Annotated in this window: 18 protein-coding genes; 3 read left to right on the top strand and 15 right to left on the bottom strand. The window is 41.2% G+C overall.

What is annotated here, in order from left to right; all coding sequences use genetic code 11:
• Positions 1 to 5: 5 nt before the first annotated feature.
• Positions 6 to 2,135 carry a phosphate acetyltransferase gene (gene pta / locus FVA72_RS08920; protein WP_153673987.1) on the top strand — a complete coding sequence of 710 codons (2,130 nt, stop codon included), beginning with the start codon at positions 6 to 8 and terminating at the stop codon, positions 2,133 to 2,135.
• A 62-nt stretch (positions 2,136 to 2,197) separates the two neighbouring features.
• Here pta and FVA72_RS08915 read toward each other — a convergent pair whose 3' ends face one another.
• From FVA72_RS08915 to yfcD, 4 genes are all read right to left on the bottom strand, one after another.
• Positions 2,198 to 3,640, bottom strand: coding sequence for a sodium:solute symporter family protein (locus FVA72_RS08915; protein ID WP_110591916.1), 1,443 nt, complete (start codon positions 3,638 to 3,640; stop codon positions 2,198 to 2,200).
• The gene (locus tag FVA72_RS08910; RefSeq protein ID WP_004257337.1) at positions 3,637 to 3,834 is read right to left on the bottom strand and encodes a DUF3311 domain-containing protein; all 198 of its coding nucleotides are present in this window, start codon (positions 3,832 to 3,834) and stop codon (positions 3,637 to 3,639) included. The genes FVA72_RS08915 and FVA72_RS08910 overlap by 4 nt, the downstream gene beginning before the upstream one ends.
• Before the next feature lie 10 nt (positions 3,835 to 3,844).
• Entirely contained in the window at positions 3,845 to 5,089 is a 1,245-nt protein-coding gene (locus tag FVA72_RS08905; protein ID WP_110591917.1) for a M24 family metallopeptidase, read from the bottom strand.
• Between the two features lie 238 nt (positions 5,090 to 5,327).
• Positions 5,328 to 5,870, bottom strand: coding sequence for an NUDIX hydrolase YfcD (gene yfcD / locus FVA72_RS08900; RefSeq protein WP_004257328.1), 543 nt, complete (start codon positions 5,868 to 5,870; stop codon positions 5,328 to 5,330).
• A gap of 398 nt (positions 5,871 to 6,268) precedes the next feature.
• Here yfcD and FVA72_RS08895 point away from each other — a divergent pair, with 398 nt between their 5' ends.
• Positions 6,269 to 7,186, top strand: coding sequence for a TIGR01777 family oxidoreductase (locus tag FVA72_RS08895; protein ID WP_110591918.1), 918 nt, complete (start codon positions 6,269 to 6,271; stop codon positions 7,184 to 7,186).
• Between the two features lie 153 nt (positions 7,187 to 7,339).
• Positions 7,340 to 9,028 carry a hypothetical protein gene (locus FVA72_RS08890; protein ID WP_110591919.1) on the top strand — a complete coding sequence of 563 codons (1,689 nt, stop codon included), beginning with the start codon at positions 7,340 to 7,342 and terminating at the stop codon, positions 9,026 to 9,028.
• A 29-nt stretch (positions 9,029 to 9,057) separates the two neighbouring features.
• On the opposite strand, the gene FVA72_RS08885 is transcribed toward FVA72_RS08890, so the two are convergent.
• The 11 genes from FVA72_RS08885 to pdxB all read right to left on the bottom strand — a co-directional run bounded on the left by FVA72_RS08885 (position 9,058) and on the right by pdxB (position 19,941).
• Entirely contained in the window at positions 9,058 to 9,630 is a 573-nt protein-coding gene (locus FVA72_RS08885) for a UbiX family flavin prenyltransferase (protein ID WP_036957976.1), read from the bottom strand.
• Between the two features lie 174 nt (positions 9,631 to 9,804).
• Positions 9,805 to 10,629, bottom strand: a complete 825-nt coding sequence (locus FVA72_RS08880) for a YwqG family protein (protein WP_110591920.1) — start codon at positions 10,627 to 10,629, stop codon at positions 9,805 to 9,807.
• Positions 10,630 to 10,921: 292 nt separating this feature from the next.
• Complete coding sequence (gene purF, locus FVA72_RS08875) at positions 10,922 to 12,439, bottom strand: amidophosphoribosyltransferase (protein ID WP_004257307.1); 1,518 nt, start codon at positions 12,437 to 12,439, stop codon at positions 10,922 to 10,924.
• 14 nt (positions 12,440 to 12,453) lie between these two features.
• Positions 12,454 to 12,957, bottom strand: coding sequence for a colicin V production protein (cvpA, locus tag FVA72_RS08870; protein ID WP_004257304.1), 504 nt, complete (start codon positions 12,955 to 12,957; stop codon positions 12,454 to 12,456).
• 179 nt (positions 12,958 to 13,136) lie between these two features.
• Positions 13,137 to 13,778 (bottom strand): cell division protein DedD, encoded by a 642-nt coding sequence (gene dedD, locus FVA72_RS08865; RefSeq protein WP_110591921.1) that lies wholly within the window; start codon positions 13,776 to 13,778, stop codon positions 13,137 to 13,139.
• A 5-nt stretch (positions 13,779 to 13,783) separates the two neighbouring features.
• Positions 13,784 to 15,073 carry a bifunctional tetrahydrofolate synthase/dihydrofolate synthase gene (folC, locus tag FVA72_RS08860; protein WP_110591922.1) on the bottom strand — a complete coding sequence of 430 codons (1,290 nt, stop codon included), beginning with the start codon at positions 15,071 to 15,073 and terminating at the stop codon, positions 13,784 to 13,786.
• On the bottom strand, positions 15,063 to 16,034 hold the full coding sequence (gene accD, locus FVA72_RS08855) for an acetyl-CoA carboxylase, carboxyltransferase subunit beta (protein WP_110591923.1): 972 nt from the start codon (positions 16,032 to 16,034) through the stop codon (positions 15,063 to 15,065). The genes folC and accD overlap by 11 nt, the downstream gene beginning before the upstream one ends.
• A 117-nt stretch (positions 16,035 to 16,151) precedes the next feature.
• Positions 16,152 to 16,838 carry a DedA family protein gene (locus FVA72_RS08850; protein ID WP_094962679.1) on the bottom strand — a complete coding sequence of 229 codons (687 nt, stop codon included), beginning with the start codon at positions 16,836 to 16,838 and terminating at the stop codon, positions 16,152 to 16,154.
• A 65-nt stretch (positions 16,839 to 16,903) separates the two neighbouring features.
• A complete protein-coding gene (gene truA, locus FVA72_RS08845; RefSeq protein WP_094962680.1) occupies positions 16,904 to 17,719 on the bottom strand; it encodes a tRNA pseudouridine(38-40) synthase TruA in 816 nt (271 codons plus the stop codon).
• Positions 17,719 to 18,729 carry an aspartate-semialdehyde dehydrogenase gene (locus FVA72_RS08840; RefSeq protein ID WP_096864927.1) on the bottom strand — a complete coding sequence of 337 codons (1,011 nt, stop codon included), beginning with the start codon at positions 18,727 to 18,729 and terminating at the stop codon, positions 17,719 to 17,721. Before FVA72_RS08840 ends, truA begins: the two co-directional genes overlap by 1 nt.
• 75 nt (positions 18,730 to 18,804) lie before the next feature.
• Positions 18,805 to 19,941, bottom strand: a complete 1,137-nt coding sequence (gene pdxB, locus FVA72_RS08835; protein ID WP_110591924.1) for a 4-phosphoerythronate dehydrogenase PdxB — start codon at positions 19,939 to 19,941, stop codon at positions 18,805 to 18,807.
• Between the last annotated feature and the right edge of the window lie 51 nt (positions 19,942 to 19,992).

Raw genomic sequence — 19,992 nt, 5'->3', positions numbered from 1 at the left:
CAATTATGTTAATACCTACTGGCACCAGCGTTGGCTTAACTAGCGTTAGCCTAGGTGTCGTTCGCTCAATGGAACAAAAAGGTGTTCAATTAAGCGTTTTCAAACCTATCGCACAGCCACGCGTCTCTGGCAATAAAGACCAAACCACTGAAGTCCTGCGCTCTCATTCAAGTATTACTACCATTGTTGAACCACTAACAATGGAATACGTTGAATCGCTACTGACCTCTTCCAAAAAAGATGTGTTAATGGAAGAAATCGTCGCTCGCTATCATGACCACACAAAAAATGCGGAAGTGATTTTAATTGAAGGTTTAGTGCCAACGCGTAAACATTCATTTGCTCAATCATTAAATTATGAAATTGCCAAAACATTAGGCGCAGAGATTGTTTTCGTCACTGCACCAGGCAACAGTTCAATCACACAAATGCAAGAGCGTTTAGAGTTAGTACGTAACGAATTTGGCGGCCAACGTAATAAAAATATCATCGGCGTTATTATCAATAAGGTGAATGCACCTGTTGATGAACAAGGTCGTACTCGCCCTGACCTATCTGAAATCTTTGATGATTCAACCAAAGCGACTGTGGCTAACCTCGATACTAAGCAACTTTCTGCGCTGAATCTGCCTGTGCTGGCATCCATTCCATGGAACTTTGATTTAATTGCCACCCGTGCAATTGACATGGCAAAACACTTAGGTGCAGAGATTGTTAACGAAGGCGAAATCAAAACTCGTCGTGTTAAATCAGTGACTTTCTGCGCTCGTAGCATTCCGCACATGCTTGAACACTTCCGCCCAGGATCATTATTAGTGACCTCAGCGGATCGCCCTGATGTATTAGTTTCTGCCTCACTAGCGGCAATGAACGGGGTTGAAATCGGTGCAGTTCTACTAACGGGTGGTTACAACATCGATGCGCCTATTCGCCAGCTGTGTGAACAAGCTTTCGAAACTGGCCTGCCTGTTTTCATGGTGAAAAGCAATACATGGCAAACATCGCTGAATCTACAAAGCTTTAGCTTAGAAGTCCCAGCTGATGACCATGAACGTATTGAAAAAATTCAAAACTATGTGGCTCGTCATATTAGTAGCGATTGGATTGAATCACTGGTTGCTGACTCAGAACGCCCTAACCGCCTATCACCACCAGCATTCCGTTATCAGTTAACTGAATTAGCACGTAAAGCTGGCAAACGAATCGTTCTTCCTGAAGGCGACGAACCGCGTACAGTTAAAGCTGCATCTATCTGTGCAGAGCGCGGCATTGCAACTTGTGTTCTATTAGGTAACCCAGAAGATATTCGTCGTGTTGCTGCCGCACAAGGTATTGAACTCGGCACTGGTATTGAAATTGTTGACCCAGTTAAAGTACGCGAAGAATACGTTGCTCGCCTCGTTGAATTACGTAAGAGCAAAGGAATGACTGAGGTTGTTGCTCGTGAGCAATTAGAAGATAACGTTGTATTAGGCACATTAATGCTAGAGAAAGGCGAAGTGGATGGCCTAGTTTCTGGTGCTGTTCATACGACGGCAAATACTATCCGTCCACCGTTGCAATTAATTAAAACAGCACCGGGTAGCTCATTAGTTTCTTCTGTGTTCTTTATGTTATTACCAGAACAAGTATTTGTGTACGGTGACTGTGCTATCAACCCAGACCCAACTGCAGAGCAATTATCTGAAATCGCTATCCAATCTGCGGATTCTGCTAAAGCGTTCGGTATCGACCCACGTGTTGCGATGATTTCTTACTCTACAGGCGATTCAGGTGCGGGTAGTGATGTTGAAAAAGTGCGTGAAGCAACGCGTTTAGCACAAGAAAAACGCCCTGATTTAATTATCGATGGTCCATTACAATATGACGCGGCTGTTATGGCGGATGTTGCTAAGTCCAAAGCACCTAATTCACCAGTTGCAGGTAAAGCGACCGTATTTATCTTCCCTGACTTAAATACCGGTAATACCACGTATAAAGCCGTACAACGTTCTGCTGACTTAGTCTCTATTGGTCCAATGCTGCAAGGTATGCGTAAACCAGTCAATGACTTGTCACGCGGTGCATTAGTTGATGACATCGTGTATACCGTTGCGTTAACTGCTATCCAAGCAGTACAAAACGAAAACGCTTAATTCATCTCTTTATGCTAAAAAGCGCTCAACTGAGCGCTTTTTTATTGCCTGATTATTTTTAACTATCTTTTACGCGTAAATAATGAAACCACTACCGCAACAATAATATTCAGAATAAATGCAGCAATACCGATATTCATAAAGCTCAAACTTTCTCCTAACCAAGGGAACAATTGTGCTAAAGAAATTTTCTCTATATAGGTTACCGCAAGGAATAAAACCCCCGCAGAAATTCCACAAATAGCACCCGCTGGTGTCATTGGGTTTTGCTGTTTAAAGCTCATCAGTAAAGCAGGGAAAAACTGCGCGACAATATTGACCCCGAGTAACATAATAGCCACTAAGGTATCATTACTGTGGAAAATAAAATACAAGCTGACCAACGCAACGACAGGTACCATAAAGCGAGCATACACACCAGACTGGCGTTTTTCTTCACTTACTCCCATCGCTTTTTGCGCAACTCCCGCTAACATATTAGAAGTAGTTAGCAACAACATCGAACCAGGTACTAATGCGGTTAACATCCCTGCCGCACCAATAAAACCAACCACAATCGGTGAGAAGGTGCTCTTAGATATCTCAAACAGCGATAAATCCACTGCCGCCCCTTCAAGATGTGGAATTTGCAATATGGATGCATAACCAACGAAAAATGCGAATAGCATAATCAAACTGTACGCTGGAATCAGAATACTATTACGTTTCAGTGATTTTTCATCTTTTGCGGTAAACACTGCGGCCATATAATGCGGCCAACAGAAATAGGCAACCACAGATAAGAATATTGTGGAAATATACCAAGGGATATTTAGCCCCGTTTCGGAGAATGTTAAAAAGCTTGGCATCGCCGTATCTATCGCTTTAAACATGTCCCCAAAACTACCGTAATAATGAAGTGGAATATAAATACCGATAAAAACCACCACAATTAAAATCATTAAATCTTTTAGTGCTGATGTCCAAGCTGAGCCATGAATTCCTGAAATCATCACAAATAACGTCACTGCAATAATTCCAATCCAAATGGCAATATCTGCTGGAATTGCGCCGTAAGACGCTTGAGAAACAATAATGCCTAATCCTTTAAGCTGTAAAACAAATAAAGGCACCATTGCAGCAATAGATATTAAGCTAATTAATAACCCTAACCCCGGGCTTTGATACTTTTTGGTAAATAACTCAGAAATCGTTCTGACATCATTATCTTTTGCAAATCGCCATACCCTTGGGTGCACCCAGTATAAAAAGATCCCCATAAAAGCATTGACTGCCAAGGTATATAGAATTGCAGGGCCTTTACCATAAGCCCAGCCACTCCCGCCAAGGAAGGTAAACGTGGTATATATTTCCCCCGCACTCAGCAAGAAAACTAACAGTGCGCCATAACTACGACCACCGACAGACCACCCTTCATGGTCCATCGTTTTTCCTTTCTTCGCACGAATAGCAAGATAAATACTAAACAGGAAGAAAACAGTAATAATAATTAGCGCGGAGCTCATGATGTTTCCTTAGTATTTTTATTATCTAATATATTGATTAGTAACATAACTAAGGCTGTAACAATCACCCATGAGACAATCCAGAACATTAAAAATGGCAAGCCCATAACAAAAGGCTCTACTTGGTTGGCATAATAGATACCCACGGTTAACGCTAGGATTGGGAAAATAACTAAATAATGATACCACTTCATATTCCGCCCCTTATTCCACTTGCCCGAAAGAAATCAATTCACGAGGCAAATGACTTAACATTTCCACACCGTCTTCAGTAATCAGCAGCATATCTTCAATCATAATACCGCCAACACCAATCCCGTAATAAGGTGTTTCTAAGCTCATTACCATCCCAGCTCGAAATATTTCTGTGGTCGCAGCGCTCACAAAAGGGGCTTCTTCCAGCCCAACGAACACCCCGTCCCCATGGCCTAAGTGCCCACGGTTATAATGGGGCAAACCCGAAGAACGAATGAGTGCCATTGTTTCATTGAAAACATCACTTAATGCCACGCCGGGCGCAACTCGACTTAACATATATTGATGGCCTTTTAAGATAGTTTGATAAATAGCAGCGACTTTTTCATTCGGTTTACCAACCACAAATGTCCGTGCAATATCAGCACCATAACCTGCCACATCAACGCCACAGTCAAATTTAATTAAATCCCCTTCTTTTGCAGGTTGGTCATCAGGGATCATTTTCGGTGAAAAATCACTGCCCACTGAAATTAAATTGAAGCGGCTATAATTTGTCTCTGGGTATTCCATCACTTTCGCTTTAAAAGCGGCGGTTAATTCCGCTGAAGTACAGCCGACTTTGATCAATTTACTCGCAGCAGCAATACCAGCCTCTGTAATTTGTGCTGATTTTCTGAGATGAGCAATTTCCCACGGGCTTTTAATCATGCGTAATTCATTAAATAGCGGCGAAGAATCAACCAAATTTAATTCAGGAATAACCTTATCCAACCATACTTTACCTGTATGTGTAATTTGGTTTAATTCAATTGCAACCGGTTTACAATAAACTCCCGCTTCTGACAACGCCTCCTTGAGTAAATTGAAAATGGTTTCTATTGGGCTATTAATTGGCCTTGCCTTCACCACTTTGCCATTTTCCGGGTTGTAAGGGTCATCAACATCCACCCAAATTGGAAATGTTTTAATCCTTGCGTTAGGCATTTGAAGTGACAAATTTGCCGCTTCAAATTCATTCATAATAACCAATGATTGAATAGAAGGATCACGAAAAATAACCGCAATCGCCGAACCTGTTTGCCTGAAAGTGTACATAAAGAAGCTCGCAAAACCGGTTAAGTGATAAAAGTTATCACCCACGGTTGCGATTAACGCTTCAATTCCTTCACGCTCCATAATCTCACGGGCTTTATTGGTTACGTTATCAAGGTGTTGTTGTTTCAAAAAAGTATCTTGTTTATCAATTGTCATTTTTATTCTCTCGAAGCGTCATGTATACACCAAGCAGTGCATCATATCGCAAACGATAAATGTTAAGATCTGTCACATTATATCTAGTGTAGAAATGAATACATCGTTTAGCTTACAAGTTTGTTATAACTAATCGTTATATATTAGCTTGAAATTAACTTTGCTAGAGATTTGATTTTGGGAGAAATAAAGTAAAGGACTAAATAAAATAGCCCTTCAACAATTTTAATCTGATCAACTATGAGTTTTCAGCACAAGTGATGGTTTTTTCTAACTCATTATTCCGAGTCAACCATAAAGAAAGCGCTTTAAGTGAATCCGGCGTAAATTCGTCACAGCGTGCGCTGATCTCTTTAGGGGTCAACCAACTGACCTCAACAACTTCAGATTCTTGTAAAGCAAATGGACCATGGCTCACACAGCTAAACAAACCACCCCATACACGACAATGCGCATCTTCAAAGTAAAAATGGCCATGTTCAGCAAAAGGAACGCCAGCAATACCTAGCTCTTCTTCAGCTTCACGCTTTGCAGAATCAAGAATGTTTTCACCTTGCGTAACCACTCCTCCAGCTGTTGCATCGAGGAAACCGGGGTGAAAATCTTTAATGTCTGTGCGTCGTTGAACCAATATTTTGCCCATTCCGTCATGAACAACAATGTAAGTTGCACGATGACGTAGGTTTTCTGCTCGCATTTGGCTACGTGTTGCCTGAGCAATCACAGTATTGTCTTCATCAACAATATCGACCCATTCAACAACTTCGGTTTGTTGTTCCATCCTGTAAACCTTTTATTTTTAAGCTAAAACTGCTTATATCATTAGACTGATTATTATTGTATGCCTGACAATACCAATCTGCATTGATCCGCACCTATGAAAATGATCCTAGCTGAATTTGTGATTGGTTGCCATCATAAAAAGCACTTCTTATTACAGTGATAATGAAACCGAATTTTTTAAAGGCAGGCTAAGCAAATCATACAAATTGTGTTCACAAATGCTATAGTTAAATCATAACGCTGTAGTTTGTTACTGATCTCAGGGATATCCCCTAAATAGTTCAAATTGCAGCTAGGCGCCAAGAGATGGCAGCCTTAGGAGCATACACAAGTATGTGACTAAGGTGACAAAACGTAAGCAACAACGCTGCAGTTTGAAATATGACGGGGATGGCGATGAAGATACTCATAACAGGCGGCACCGGGCTAATCGGAACACCACTAATCCAAAAACTGATTTCTCTTGAGCATCAGGTTACTGTATTAAGCCGCTCTCCACAAAAAGTTTATAGCCAGTTTTGCAAGGCTGTTGAGTGCTGGACGTCTCTCAATGGTAAAACCCACTTAAATGACTTCGATGCTGTCATTAACCTAGCAGGCGAACCTATTGCTGATAAGCGCTGGACAGAGGAACAAAAAAAGTTACTGTGTGATAGCCGTTGGAAGTTAACTCAGCAGCTTAGTGAGTTAATCACAGCCAGTGAAACCCCTCCCCGGGTATTTTTATCGGGCTCTGCTGTCGGCTATTATGGCAATCAGGGCCAATCGGTCGTTACCGAAGACGAACACCCCCATGATGAATTTACTCACCAACTCACACAGCATTGGGAAGCTTTAGCCGCTAATGCTCAGTCAGAAAAAACTCGCGTTTGTTTATTACGCACTGGCCTTGTGTTATCAGCGAATGGCGGTTTACTTGCCAAAATTCTCCCCATTTTTAAAATGGGTGCAGGTGGGCCAATTGGTGACGGGAAACAATACATGCCGTGGATACATATCAACGATATGGTTCGTGCAATTTGTTTTCTATTAGATAACCCAACGCTTTCTGGCCCCTTTAATATGACCTCACCTTATCCAGTCCATAATGACCTATTTTCCGCCACGTTAGGTGAAGTTATTAATCGTCCTTCATTTGTACGAACGCCCGCTTTTGTGATTAAAGCCATCATGGGGGAATCCGCAGCGCTGGTATTGGGTGGCCAACAGGCGATCCCCAAACGGTTAGAAGAGGCAGGCTTTCAATTTGAACATATCGAGTTAAAAAAAGCGTTAGAAGATTTACTTCAAAATAACAATAACACCGAAAAATAGTACATAACATTTTAAATTAGGCTAATTACAAGACCGCACACTCAATTTTTCGATATGCAATTTTAAAACTACATATCAATAATTGATATTTGAAAGAAATAAAATCATGAAAAACATACTGTGATTAAACTAAATTAGTTATCGGAGTATAACGTGCCTAAGCAAATAACCTACAACAAATTTATTCCATTTTCTCAAAAATGTTTGGTTAATGAAGCTAAACGCCATTCATTTCAAGAGCAATTATTCGGAGTCTCAAATACCAACCAAGCCTATGCCGGTTATTGTTTGGGACTATCAATGAAATTTTTGCATAGCCACAATAATAATAGCATAAAAACATTTATGGATAACTGTGTTAATTTCTCTCATAATACATCTTCTTTCTCTAACAATACAATTTTACTACATTTCCCTGAGCACAGCAGATACCGTACGAATATTAATCAATATTTATCAACAATAAAAGAGGAAATGGCCAAAGTACAGACTAAAAAATTGCTAAAACAGGCAATGAAAATACAAGATTTTCACTGTAAATCTAATTTTATACTTAATTTAAATTCTAATTATTTAAAAACTTCACAATCTAGTGGAAAAAATAAATATTCAGTAGAGGAGTTCAAGCAATTAGTCTACGAAGCACTAGAGAAAACCTATTCAGATACAATTTCTTCCAATGAATACTACATAAATTACAAACCTACAGTGGAATATGCCACTATAAAAACAAATATGGATAAATTCTTTTCAAATTTAGCTAATAATAAAACTCTTGATGATAACTTCAATAATCACATGGATTGCCTAATAAGAAAAATTGACTTACCCAAAGAGTTATTTTTAGAAAAAGATATCAATCTATTTATAAATTCTGTCATTGATTATACTTTCTCATGCCAAACATTAGGATGGCAAAAAGTGAACAAGAAAAATCATGTTGATGCAGGAGAGAATATTCATTATTCTAATGATAGAAAGATTCAAGTAGAACTTAGTCATTTTCTATCTCTCATAAAAAACAATGATGAAAAAATACAGTCATATATTTTCTACAGTACTAATCATGCATGTGCAGTTGGTATAAAGAACAATCAAAATGGCAAAGAAATTTATACTTTATTTGACCCAAACAAAGGGCTATATGAGTTTGGCTCATTTAAACAATTTAAAGAAAATTTAACATTATTTGTAAATACTCACGCAGAACCCTATAAATTTAAAAAGAATAGCAGTAATTCCGATTTTTTAATCAAATATACAAAAGTGAATGGACTCCCAAATGAGTCATCTATCATTAGCGAAAAAGAAAGAAAATTAAAATTATTAGTTCAAAACGAAGTTTTAGCATTAGATGAATTTAATGTCGTAAGAATAAACCATGATATTTTTAGATCTGATCGAATATTTCATTCACACTTTAATAAAAAAAACGGTCTAATAACATTAGAAAACACGTATTATACTGATAAGCAAGGTACCATGCATAACTACTATATTTACTCTAATCAATTAGATTCTGAACAGCTACACAAACATATTAAAAACAAATACCATGAAATCGTAAACTTGAACAGCTCTATATTTATAGGTCAAGCAGGCAATATTTATCAATTGCGAGATAACCATTCTATGAACGATTTTACTCAACAATCGAATATCGCCGAAATGTTTGGCTCACCGACTATATCAGCATCATTGATTCAAGATGATATCGCGACCGTTCAGCATGAAAAACTAACAACCGCCTTACCACTTAGTGTTAAAATTCAATCAATTTTAACATTTTTCAGTTCAAAGCTACCCTCAGTAAAAAATAGATTTAAAATACATAAAAGTTAGTAACCTAACAATATGATTATCTTTAAATATTATTTCGCCCCCTGCCAACGATGAAATAGGTCTTGTTCCAGTTCGATATCAAACTGATCAAGGATACGATTAACTGTTTGGTCAATAATATCTTGAATAGTTTCAGGCTGGTGATAAAACGCAGGCATGGGAGGCATAATCACGGCTCCCATCTCCGCCGCTTGCACCATCAAACGTAAATGGCCGACGTGCAATGGCGTTTCGCGTACACCTAACACCAATTTTTTACCTTCTTTAAGCACTACGTCCGCCGCCCTAGTGACCAACGTATCAGTATAACTGTGAACAATACCTGATAACGTTTTCATGGTGCAGGGCATGATCACCATCCCAGCAGTACGGAACGAACCGGAAGAAATCGCTGCAGCAATATCACGACTGTCATAGTTATGGTCGGCTAACTGTTGAACGTCTTTCACCGTGTAAGTTGTTTCAAGTGCTAATGTTTGACGGGCGGCCGCACTCATCACCAAATGGGTTTCTACACCTTTGAGCGGTTTCAACACTTCAAGCAAGCGGACACCATAAATAGCCCCACTCGCGCCAGTTAACCCAATGATAAGTTTCTTCATTTCCCTACCTAACCACCCTAGCAAACGATAATTGAGCATTATATACGAAATACGCCACGGTTGCAGATGCAAAGAAAGCATTAAAATTAATTAAATAGGCGACTAATAACTCACTCATTATTTTAGCCTGTAGCCAACAACGCTACAGGTTAAAAGGCAAAAAGGATTTCTGGGTCAGCCGCAATCCCAATTATACACCACACGACTAAAATCACGTTTTTTCAGGTCATCTGGGTGAATAAAGAAATTACCGACTCCCATATCTCCCCACATGATCCCTATTTCATAATCGGTATTTATTTGTAGAAGCAATTCATATTGTTGAATATCTTCTTCGTATTCTCTTGGGTCGGTTTGAGTGAAAAACGGATAGCCGCCGATGCAGTGTGCCCCTGATTCAAACGTATCACTGTAGGGCTCAACCCATTCATCGTAAAAATCTTCCCCTTCAAATTGCTCTTCATAATCATAGAGGTTGTCGACCCCTAATATTTTCTGGCCAAATTGGAAATCATCGATGCTGATGTACTGCTCCGCAGGCGTATATTCAATACTGTATTGATGGTCTATGGGGGTATAGTAGTCATCAGAATGGGCAGCAATCACCGCAGAAAAATCTTGGGTTAATTGCTGAGTATCTTCAATAACCTCTTCCCAATAAATAATACGGAAATCTTCTTGTTTTTGTCGCTGCTCAAAATCAGCCCCATATAAATCATCACCACCAATAAAAAACTGTAAAATCCCCTTTTCAGGGTAATTTTCTAATTTAGGCACTTGTGCAAAATTAATTTGGGCAAGTAACTTGAGTGGCGTTCCTTCGCTATTCGTCGGGTATTTTTCATTTAGTGGCAAATACGGCATTCCCCCAACACGGCTATCCCATAAAACATAGTCTTCAATAGGGGTTAACGTCATTTCAACAAGCGGTTTTTTAGTGGCTTTGATTTTATCTGCGAAAGGTTTAATCACATCAGGGAGGGAGTTGAAATCAGCCATATATCGCTCCAAATAGGCAGTTAATGTCCCTATAGCCTACTCAATTTTTACGTATTTTAAATCAGATATAACTGTAACTTAGGCCTTCATTTGACGTCATAGTTTTCTTGATATTTTAGGCTACAGATTAAAGATGGGAAAAATCAGAATCACTGTGGATTTTCTATATAGTTAGGGTTACAGCTAGGCGGCTAGCAAAGAGACCCTAGGAGCGTAGAAAACTACGTGACTAGGGCGAATTTGTGAAGCCAACAACGCTGTAGCCCAAACTATGACGAAAATTGACGAAAATTTAGCCTTCGTTATAAATCTCTAGGTCTTCAACCTCACTCTGATCCTTCAACTTTAACTCATCGTCTTTTCGTAAGTTTTCTAGGTAGTCTAAATAACTTTGGTCGATATCTTTGGTCACATAAATGCCATCAAACACGGAACACTCAAATTCTGTAATTTCAGGGTTTTCTTCACGCACCGCGTCGACTAAATCCGTTAAATCTTGGAAAATTAGCCCATCTGCGCCGATAAGTTTGCGAATTTCATCCACTTCGCGCCCGTGTGCAATCAATTCATTTGCATTTGGCATATCAATGCCATATACGTTTGGGAAACGCACTTCGGGTGCCGCTGAGGCAAAGTAAACATTTTTTGCTCCGGCTTCACGCGCAAGCTCAACAATTTGCTCCGATGTTGTTCCGCGTACAATGGAGTCGTCAATAAGTAAGACGTTTTTATCACGAAACTCCGCACGGTTCGCATTAAGCTTACGGCGCACCGATTTACGACGTTCTTGCTGACCCGGCATGATAAATGTACGGCCTACATAGCGGTTTTTCACGAAACCTTGGCGGTACGGTTTATCAAGAATATGCGCGATTTCTAAGGCGATATCACACGATGTTTCTGGAATAGGAATTACCACATCGATGTTTAAGTCTTCCCATTCGCGAGCAATTTTAGCTCCCAGTTTTTGCCCCATACGTAACCTTGCGTTATACACAGACACTTTATCAATAAAAGAGTCTTGGCGAGCAAAATAGACATACTCAAAAATACATGGGGTTAATTGTGGGTTATCAGAACATTGGCGTGTAAATAATTGGCCTTTTTCTGTCACATATACCGCTTCGCCAGGCGCCACATCGCGTAAAAACTCGAAACCTAAAGTATCAAGCGCAACACTTTCAGAAGCGACCATATATTCATGTTCACCACTTTCAGTAATGCGGCGCCCTAATACTAACGGACGAATACCGTGAGGATCACGGAAGGCTAACATGCCATGGCCAATAATTAATGCCACACAAGCATACGCACCGCGTAATTTTTTGTGCATCGCGGACACAGCACTGAAAACATTGTCTGGCTCGAGAGGGAAATGATCAAACCTGTCCAGCTCATGGGCTAATACGTTCAGTAATATTTCAGAATCAGAAGTGGTGTTAACATGGCGGCGCGCTGTTTCAAATAAACTCCGAGTGAGTTCATGAGCGTTTGTCAGATTACCATTATGCGCAAGTGTAATACCAAAAGGTGAGTTTACGTAGAAAGGTTGCGCCTCGGAAGCACTTGAGCTACCTGCCGTTGGGTAACGGACGTGCCCTAACCCCATGCAGCCCTGTAATCTCAGCATATGACGTGTTTCAAACACATCTTTAACAAGGCCATTTGCTTTGCGTAAACGAATGTTGTTTTTGCCATCAATAGTGGCAATACCTGCTGCATCTTGCCCACGATGTTGAAGCACCGTGAGAGCATCATAAATTGATTGGTTTACCGGTGTAACACCGGCGATACCGACAATACCGCACATTTAGTCTTTCCTCATCAGCCAGACGGAGAAATGTTCTCCGGTAGGAAACTTGACGCATTTTGCAGGTAGTCAAAAAACCACCTGATTATATGACTGAACTGCGGAATAAGTTCCGAACGCTGCCAGTCCTCACTTTGAGGTAATGGTGTAAAGGTATCGAGAAAAAACAGCAATGCCGAAACAATCAATACACCACGCAACGCACCGAAGCAGATCCCCAGAACACGATCTGTGCCTGACAACCCCGTTTTTTGTACTAATGAGCTAATCACATAGTTTACGACTGCGCCAACAATCAAAGTGGCAATAAACAGTGCGGCGATAGCAATGCCATTTCTAACCAGCACATCCTCAAAGCGAGTAAAATAGTCAGCTAAATAAGGATAAAACGTACTTGCAACAAAAAAAGCACAGCCCCATGTAACCAGTGAGAGCGCCTCTCGTACAAACCCACGGATCAAGCTAACTAATGCCGAGAAGCCAATAATGGCGATAATTGTGTAATCTATCCAGACCATATTCCATTCCAAAATTCGCACTCGCGACATCAGCGAAGTGCATTCTAACAGAAAACGAAAACGTTTGCGTAACCATTTTTCTATCAAATTAAAAAAAATAGCGGCGAAAAGAAAAAATCATAATCGCCGCAGTAAGTTACTAAATCCCCTTACCTTTTAGGGATTATTTAAATTCTATTTTAAGGTTTATAGCTTTGAATTATCCCTTTTGTTCCCGTAATCCTATTCAGTTCTGGTAAAGCCGCTTCTAGCCTTTGCCTTGAGGCCTCAGGCCCTACGTAAATCCGCGTGAGTTTATTATTCACTGGTTTTGCAGGAACAGTATAAACTTGGTAACCAGACAACCTGAGTTGTGCGACTATCTCCTCAACTTTACTCGCATTGTTCAATGCGATGACTTGCACCACAAATGCTTTGCCTTGTGGCTGAGGTTTCGGCTCGGGCTTAGGTTCAGGTTTCGGTTGTGGCTTCGGCTCAACTTTAGGCTCAGGCTTCGGTTCTGGCTTTGTGGGTTCAACTACGCTTGGTGCCGGAGTTGTCGTCGATGGCTGTGTTTCAACCTGTTCGTTTTGCTGCTGCGTAATCGCTTCTGATAACATGGCTTCAGAAGCCCCTTCTGAAGAAGCTGTTGTTGTCGTACTTACAATAGGCGCTATTGCCTCAATGTCTTCTTCATCACCTGGTTTAGGGATAATAGGAATGGCCGCAAATTCATTTTCATTGTATTTCTTATCGCCATCAAGCAGAGCAGGAAGCACAATGACCCCCACTGCAACAAGCACAATGGCGCCAGCAAGTCGATTCTGAAATTTACTAGCCACCGGCACTATCCTTCTTGATTTTCCAATAACATCATAACGTGAGCGACGGTATGAAATGACCCGCACACCACAATCACATCTTGCTCATTAGCATCGACGCAAGCTTGCTGCCACGCTTTTTCTACGCTTTCAAACTGGTTAGCTGTGGGTAAATATTGACTAAGTTGGGCCACATCTGCTCCCCTAAACTCAGTTAATGGCGCAAGGTACCAGTCGGTGACTTGTTGTGATAAACACTCAAGCGTCCCTTTGATATCTTTATCGCCTAGCATCCCTACCACCGCGAGAATGCGACGGTTTTTAGTTTCCGGTAAGGCCGCTAATTTACTGACTAAGTACCCTGCGGCATGGGGGTTATGCGCTACATCCAATATCATTAACGGTTTTTCACCAATAATTTGGAAGCGCCCCGGTAATTGAGCAGATTTCAAACCTTGATGAATAGCGGACTCAGTCACTTTTTGGGCAATATCAGCATCAATTTCCAATAAGCAACTCACCACACCCAGCGCTGTTGCTGCGTTCGCTAAAGGTACATTGGGTAACGGTAAATCATGCCATTCACGCTGTGAACTTTTCCATGACCAGCTATTTGCTTGCTCACTGTATTGCCAATCCGTACCACGGCGAAATAGCTGTGTACCTAGCTGCTCAGCCACTTGGGCAATTGAAGCTGGCATGTCCGGTTCACCGACCACTCCATAGTGATTTTTGCGGAAAATACCGGCTTTTTCATAACCAATATGTTCACGGTCTGCACCTAACCAATCTGTATGGTCTAAGGCAATACTGGTGATCGCCGCAATATCCGCATCAACGACATTGGTCGCATCTAACCGACCGCCTAAACCGACTTCTAAAATCACAATGTCGAGTTTAGCTTGCTTAAATAATTGTAACGCCGCCAAGGTGCCGTATTCAAAATAGGTGAGAGAAATATCTGCACGTTGTGCTTCAATTGTGGCAAATGCTTCACAGAAATCAGACTCAGGGAGCTCTTGGCCTTGAATACGAACGCGTTCGGTATAACGAATAAGGTGCGGTGAACTGTAAACCCCAACTTTTAACCCAGATGCCATAAAAATAGACTCTAGCGTATGGCAAGTTGTCCCTTTTCCGTTGGTCCCAGTGACAGTGATAACTTTAGGTGCAGGTTGCGTTAGGTTCATTTTCCTAGCAACTTGACCAACTCGCTCCAACCCCATATCAATATTTTGACTATGTAAGTCGGTGAGATAAGAAAGCCAAGCCTCCAATGGAGACTTGGCATTAGGAATGATTAGATTACTCATCATCTTTTTTATGCTTTTCAGAATCCTTTTTTGGCTCTTGGGCATCAAGTTCATCAACGGCGTTAATGTCGATTTCAACCGTTTCCGCTACGACGATAGGCGTGTCATTAAAGCTTGGTTTATTGGTTAACATCGCTAACACTTCAGCTAAGCGATCACGCATCTCAGGGCGGCGAACTATCATATCAATCGCGCCTTTCTCAAGTAAGAATTCACTGCGTTGGAAACCTTGCGGTAACTTTTCGCGAACAGTTTGTTCGATAACACGTGGCCCTGCGAAACCAATTAATGCTTTCGGCTCTGCCACATTAATATCCCCTAACATCGCTAAACTTGCAGACACCCCACCCATGGTTGGGTCGGTCAATACAGAGATGTAAGGTAAACCACGTTCTTGCAATTTTGCCAAAGCTGCACTGGTTTTTGCCATCTGCATCAATGATAACAGCGCTTCTTGCATACGCGCACCGCCACTTGAAGAGAAACAAACCAACGGGCAGTTATCTTCCAGAGCTTGCTCCACTGCACGCACGAAACGCGCGCCAACAACAGAGGCCATTGAACCGCCCATAAAAGCGAACTCAAACGCCGCAGCCACCACAGGCATACCTTTCAACGTGCCTTTCATCACGATGATCGCGTCTTTTTCACCTGTTTCTTTTTGCGCAGCAGCAATACGGTCTTTATATTTTTTTGAATCTTTGAACTTAAGAATATCTTTTGGCTCAAGTTCACTGCCCAATTCCGTTGTTGAGTTTTCATCAAGGAAGGTTTCTAAGCGCTGACGTGCGTGAATTCGCATATGGTGGTCACATTTTGGACACACGGATAAATTACGCTCTAATTCAGCACCATATAATACTTGCCCGCAGCTATCGCATTTGGTCCAAACCCCTTCAGGGATATTGGCTTTGTGTGATTGGGTCAAGTTACCTTTCTTTAAAATTTTTTCAATCCAGCTCATTAATGGACCTTTTTGTCTGATTCACTCTGGTTATCACCAGTATGTAATTTTTTGCCATTAAACCACAATGATATCTCACTGTAGATAAAAACTTGTTAAACCACCTTACTAAACCGCTTAGTGGTTATCGATTTTTTGCGCTGCCGCACGCTTTTCTTTCGCAGCTATTCGACGATGACGAATAATTTCAACAACACCCGGAAGAATTGAAACAAAGATAATCGCGACTATCAGTAATTTCAAATTCTTTTGTACGAACGGTAATTCACCAAAGAAATAACCCGCATAAGTGAATAATAATACCCAAATAAACGCGCCCGTCACATTATAAAAAGCAAAGTGACGATAAGACATTTTCCCCATTCCTGCAACGAATGGTGCAAAAGTTCTGACTATCGGCACAAAGCGTGCCAGTATAATCGCTTTACCGCCATGTTTTTCATAAAAAGCATGAGTTTTATCTAAATAAACACGACGAAAAATCTTCGAGTCTGGATTTCTGAATAATTTCTCACCAAAAATACGCCCAATTGCGTAGTTTACAGCATCACCAATAATCGCTGCCGTAATCATTAAAGCGACCATTAAATGGACATTCAGGTCATTACTGTCTAATGACGAAATCGCACCCGCAACGAATAATAACGAATCTCCAGGTAAAAATGGTGTGACCACTAACCCTGTTTCACAAAATAGGATCAGAAATAGGATACCATAGACCCATGTACCATAATCTCTGACCAGTTCAGCAAGATGGACATCGATGTGTAAAATAAAGTCGATAATAAAAGTGATAAATTCCATAAAATCCTCATTGATAATAGCATCCATGCTATTTACAAAAATTATGAGATAAATAAAAATTCGCTTTACATCAGTTCATCTGCCAGAAAAAGCGGCCCCATCACATTCTGAGGCAACTCAAATTTCTCTGGGTAATCGACACTCACTAAATACAACCCTTCCGCTTTTGCGGTTGCAGCTGCCTTGGTACGGTCTTTTAACTCAAGAAGATGCGCCATCCAATCAATGTTTTGATTGCCACAACCAATCTCCAACAGACTTCCGACAATATTTCTCACCATATGGTGAACAAACGCATTGGCTTTGATATCTACCACCACATAATGACCGTGGCGACTGACATTCACATGCATCACATTACGCCATGGCGACTTTGACTGACACTGGACTGCTCTGAATGAGGTAAAATCACGTTCACCCAATAGCGCCTGTGCCGCTTCATGCATTCTTTTTTCATCGAGTGGATAATGAAAGTGCGTTACGCCACTCGATAAAATTGCTGGCCGATAACGGTGATTAAAAATCACGTAGCGATATCGACGCGCAGTTGCACTAAAGCGTGCATGAAACTCCTCGGCCACCGGTTTACACCAGCGGACAGCAATATCAGGGGGCAAATGCGTATTCGCCCCCATAGTCCAAGCCGCTTCTTTGCGGATGGCAGAGGTTTCGAAATGCACCACTTGCCCTGTAGCATGAACGCCTGCATCTGTGCGCCCTGCGCAAAACACGCTAATTGGCTCCGCTGCAATTTTTGACAAGGCTTCTTCTAAACAACCTTGAACACTTTTCACTTCTTGCTGACGCTGCCAACCAAAATAACGACTGCCGTTGTATTCAATACCTAATGCGATTCGATACAACTGTGTAGGCTCAGACATTAGTAAAACAGCTCCTGAGCCAGTTTTTCTGCTGTTTCTACCGCCATCAGTGCCCCACCGAAACGCACGTTATCAGCCACTGACCAAAATTGTAAAATTTCAGGTATGCCATAGTCATTACGTACACAACCAATGCTTAATTGGTCATTACCTGACGCTTCAGTCACCTGTGTAGGATAATCACCCTCTTCTGAGACCTGAATATCTTCAAAACGTTCAAGTTCTTCGTTCGCTTCTTCTGCACTCATTGGGCGCAAAGTTTCTAAATGAACGACTTGCGCATTCCCATAAAAAACAGGAGATTGAATAAAACTCACCGCCACTGGCAAGCCATCATCTTGCAGCACCTTACGCACTTGCTCAACCAAACGACGTTCATGAACGACACTGCCTTCCATATCCGCCAGTAATGGCAACATATTGAACGCTAATTGCTTACTAAAACGGCCTTCTTCTGCAGGAATACCATTCAATAAACGCGCACTTTGCCCTGCCAGCTCGTCTACGGCGGCTTTACCATAACTAGAAACCGACAACATATTTGTTAAAGTAATACGCCCCACCCCTGCCGCATCCACCAGCGGTTTAATTGCCGTTAATAATTGACTCACAGAGCTGTCCGCCAATGAAATAATATTACGGTTACGGTAATCGGCTAAGACTTGCGGATTCACATTCGGGACAACCAGTGGCACATCCGGTTCTTGAGCAAATACGCCACTCGTATCGATGACAATGCACCCTTCTTGTGCCGCTAATTCGGCATATTGTAGGCTGACACCTTCATTGGCTGCAAAAAATGCAATTTGTGCCTGTGACCAATCAAAGTCGGTCACATTTTCAACTTGAATACTTTTACCATTAAAGCGTACGCTCTCCCCTGCACTACGCTCACTGGCAAGTAAATATAATTCGCCGACTGGGAATTCTCTTTCTTGTAACAGTGAAATAATAGCTTCACCTACAGCACCGGTTGCGCCTAATACTGCAATATTCCAACCTTCAGTCATGGCTATTCCTCTAAAAAATAAAAAATTAAATAACACCAATTGGTGTTATTTAATCAGGTGTTCATTTTAACTAATCTATTTTGTGCAAACTAAACTTGCTGTAAAACCAAGCTCATTGAGTTTTGATGCCGTTTGTTCATCATCACAAATAATTTCAAGGGATGACCATTCACGACGCTCTTGATAATTTTTGCGCAGCTTATCAAATTCACCTTTTACCCCTGCAACGGCTCTTAACACTGCATCATCTCGGCGCACATCATACACGAGATGTACTAACCTTTTGAGCTGGTTTTGCGTTAATTTACCATTGAAAGTCAATTGATTGATATCTGGCTTAGGCAGTAATGATGAAAGAGAAACTTGTGACGATTTGCCGAGAAACTGGCAGTAAGCTTCATAAACTTGCGTCGTTCCTCGGGCTTTACCTTCTAGCGTATAGCCTGCAATATGCGGCGTGCCAATATCCACTAATGCTAAAAGTGCCGTATCTAAATCAGGCTCTGGCTCCCACACATCTAAGATAACGCTCAGTTTTTTTCCGCGGTTAAGCACGGATAATAGGGCTTTATTATCAACTACCTCACCCCGACTTGCGTTAATTAAAATGGTACCATCGCGCAATTTTTCTAAATGCGTTTCATCCATTAAATGGAAAGTTTTATATTCCCCTGACATATTCAGCGGAGTATGAAAGGTAATGACATCAGCGTGCTCAAGGATATCATCAAAAGAAACGAATGACTCGTCATCCCCCTTGGCTGCACGTGGCGGATCGCAGAGTAATGTTTTGACTCCCCAAGCCGATAACCTTGCAGCTAAACGCCCTCCGACATTACCGACACCTATGATCCCTACTGTTTTATCACGCAAATCAAAGTTATCACGTTCCGCTAGTAATAATAGTGAAGAAATAACATATTCAACAACCGCTATCGCATTACAACCCGGCGCTGATGAAAAACCAATATTTGCCGCCGATAACCACTCGGTATCAATATGGTCAAAACCGGCTGTCGCGGTTCCAACGAATTTAACTGGCGTATTACCAAGCAGTGATTCATTAACCTTAGTGATAGAACGCACCATTAATGCATCTGCATCAATTAATTCTTGTTCTGGTATAGGACGTCCCGGTACTGCTTTCACTTCACCAAGCTCGCTAAATAAAGTTTGAGCATATGGCATATTCTCATCGACTAAAATTTTCACGCTGTTGTCCCAATCAATAACTTTTTTGTATTGTGTCGTTATATAGATAAG

Source organism: Providencia sp. PROV061 (assembly GCF_011045655.1).
Taxonomy (GTDB): Bacteria; Pseudomonadota; Gammaproteobacteria; order Enterobacterales; family Enterobacteriaceae; genus Providencia; species Providencia hangzhouensis.
The sequence above is the reverse complement of the archived record's forward strand: the minus strand, read 5'-3'. Positions and strand labels throughout refer to the sequence as shown.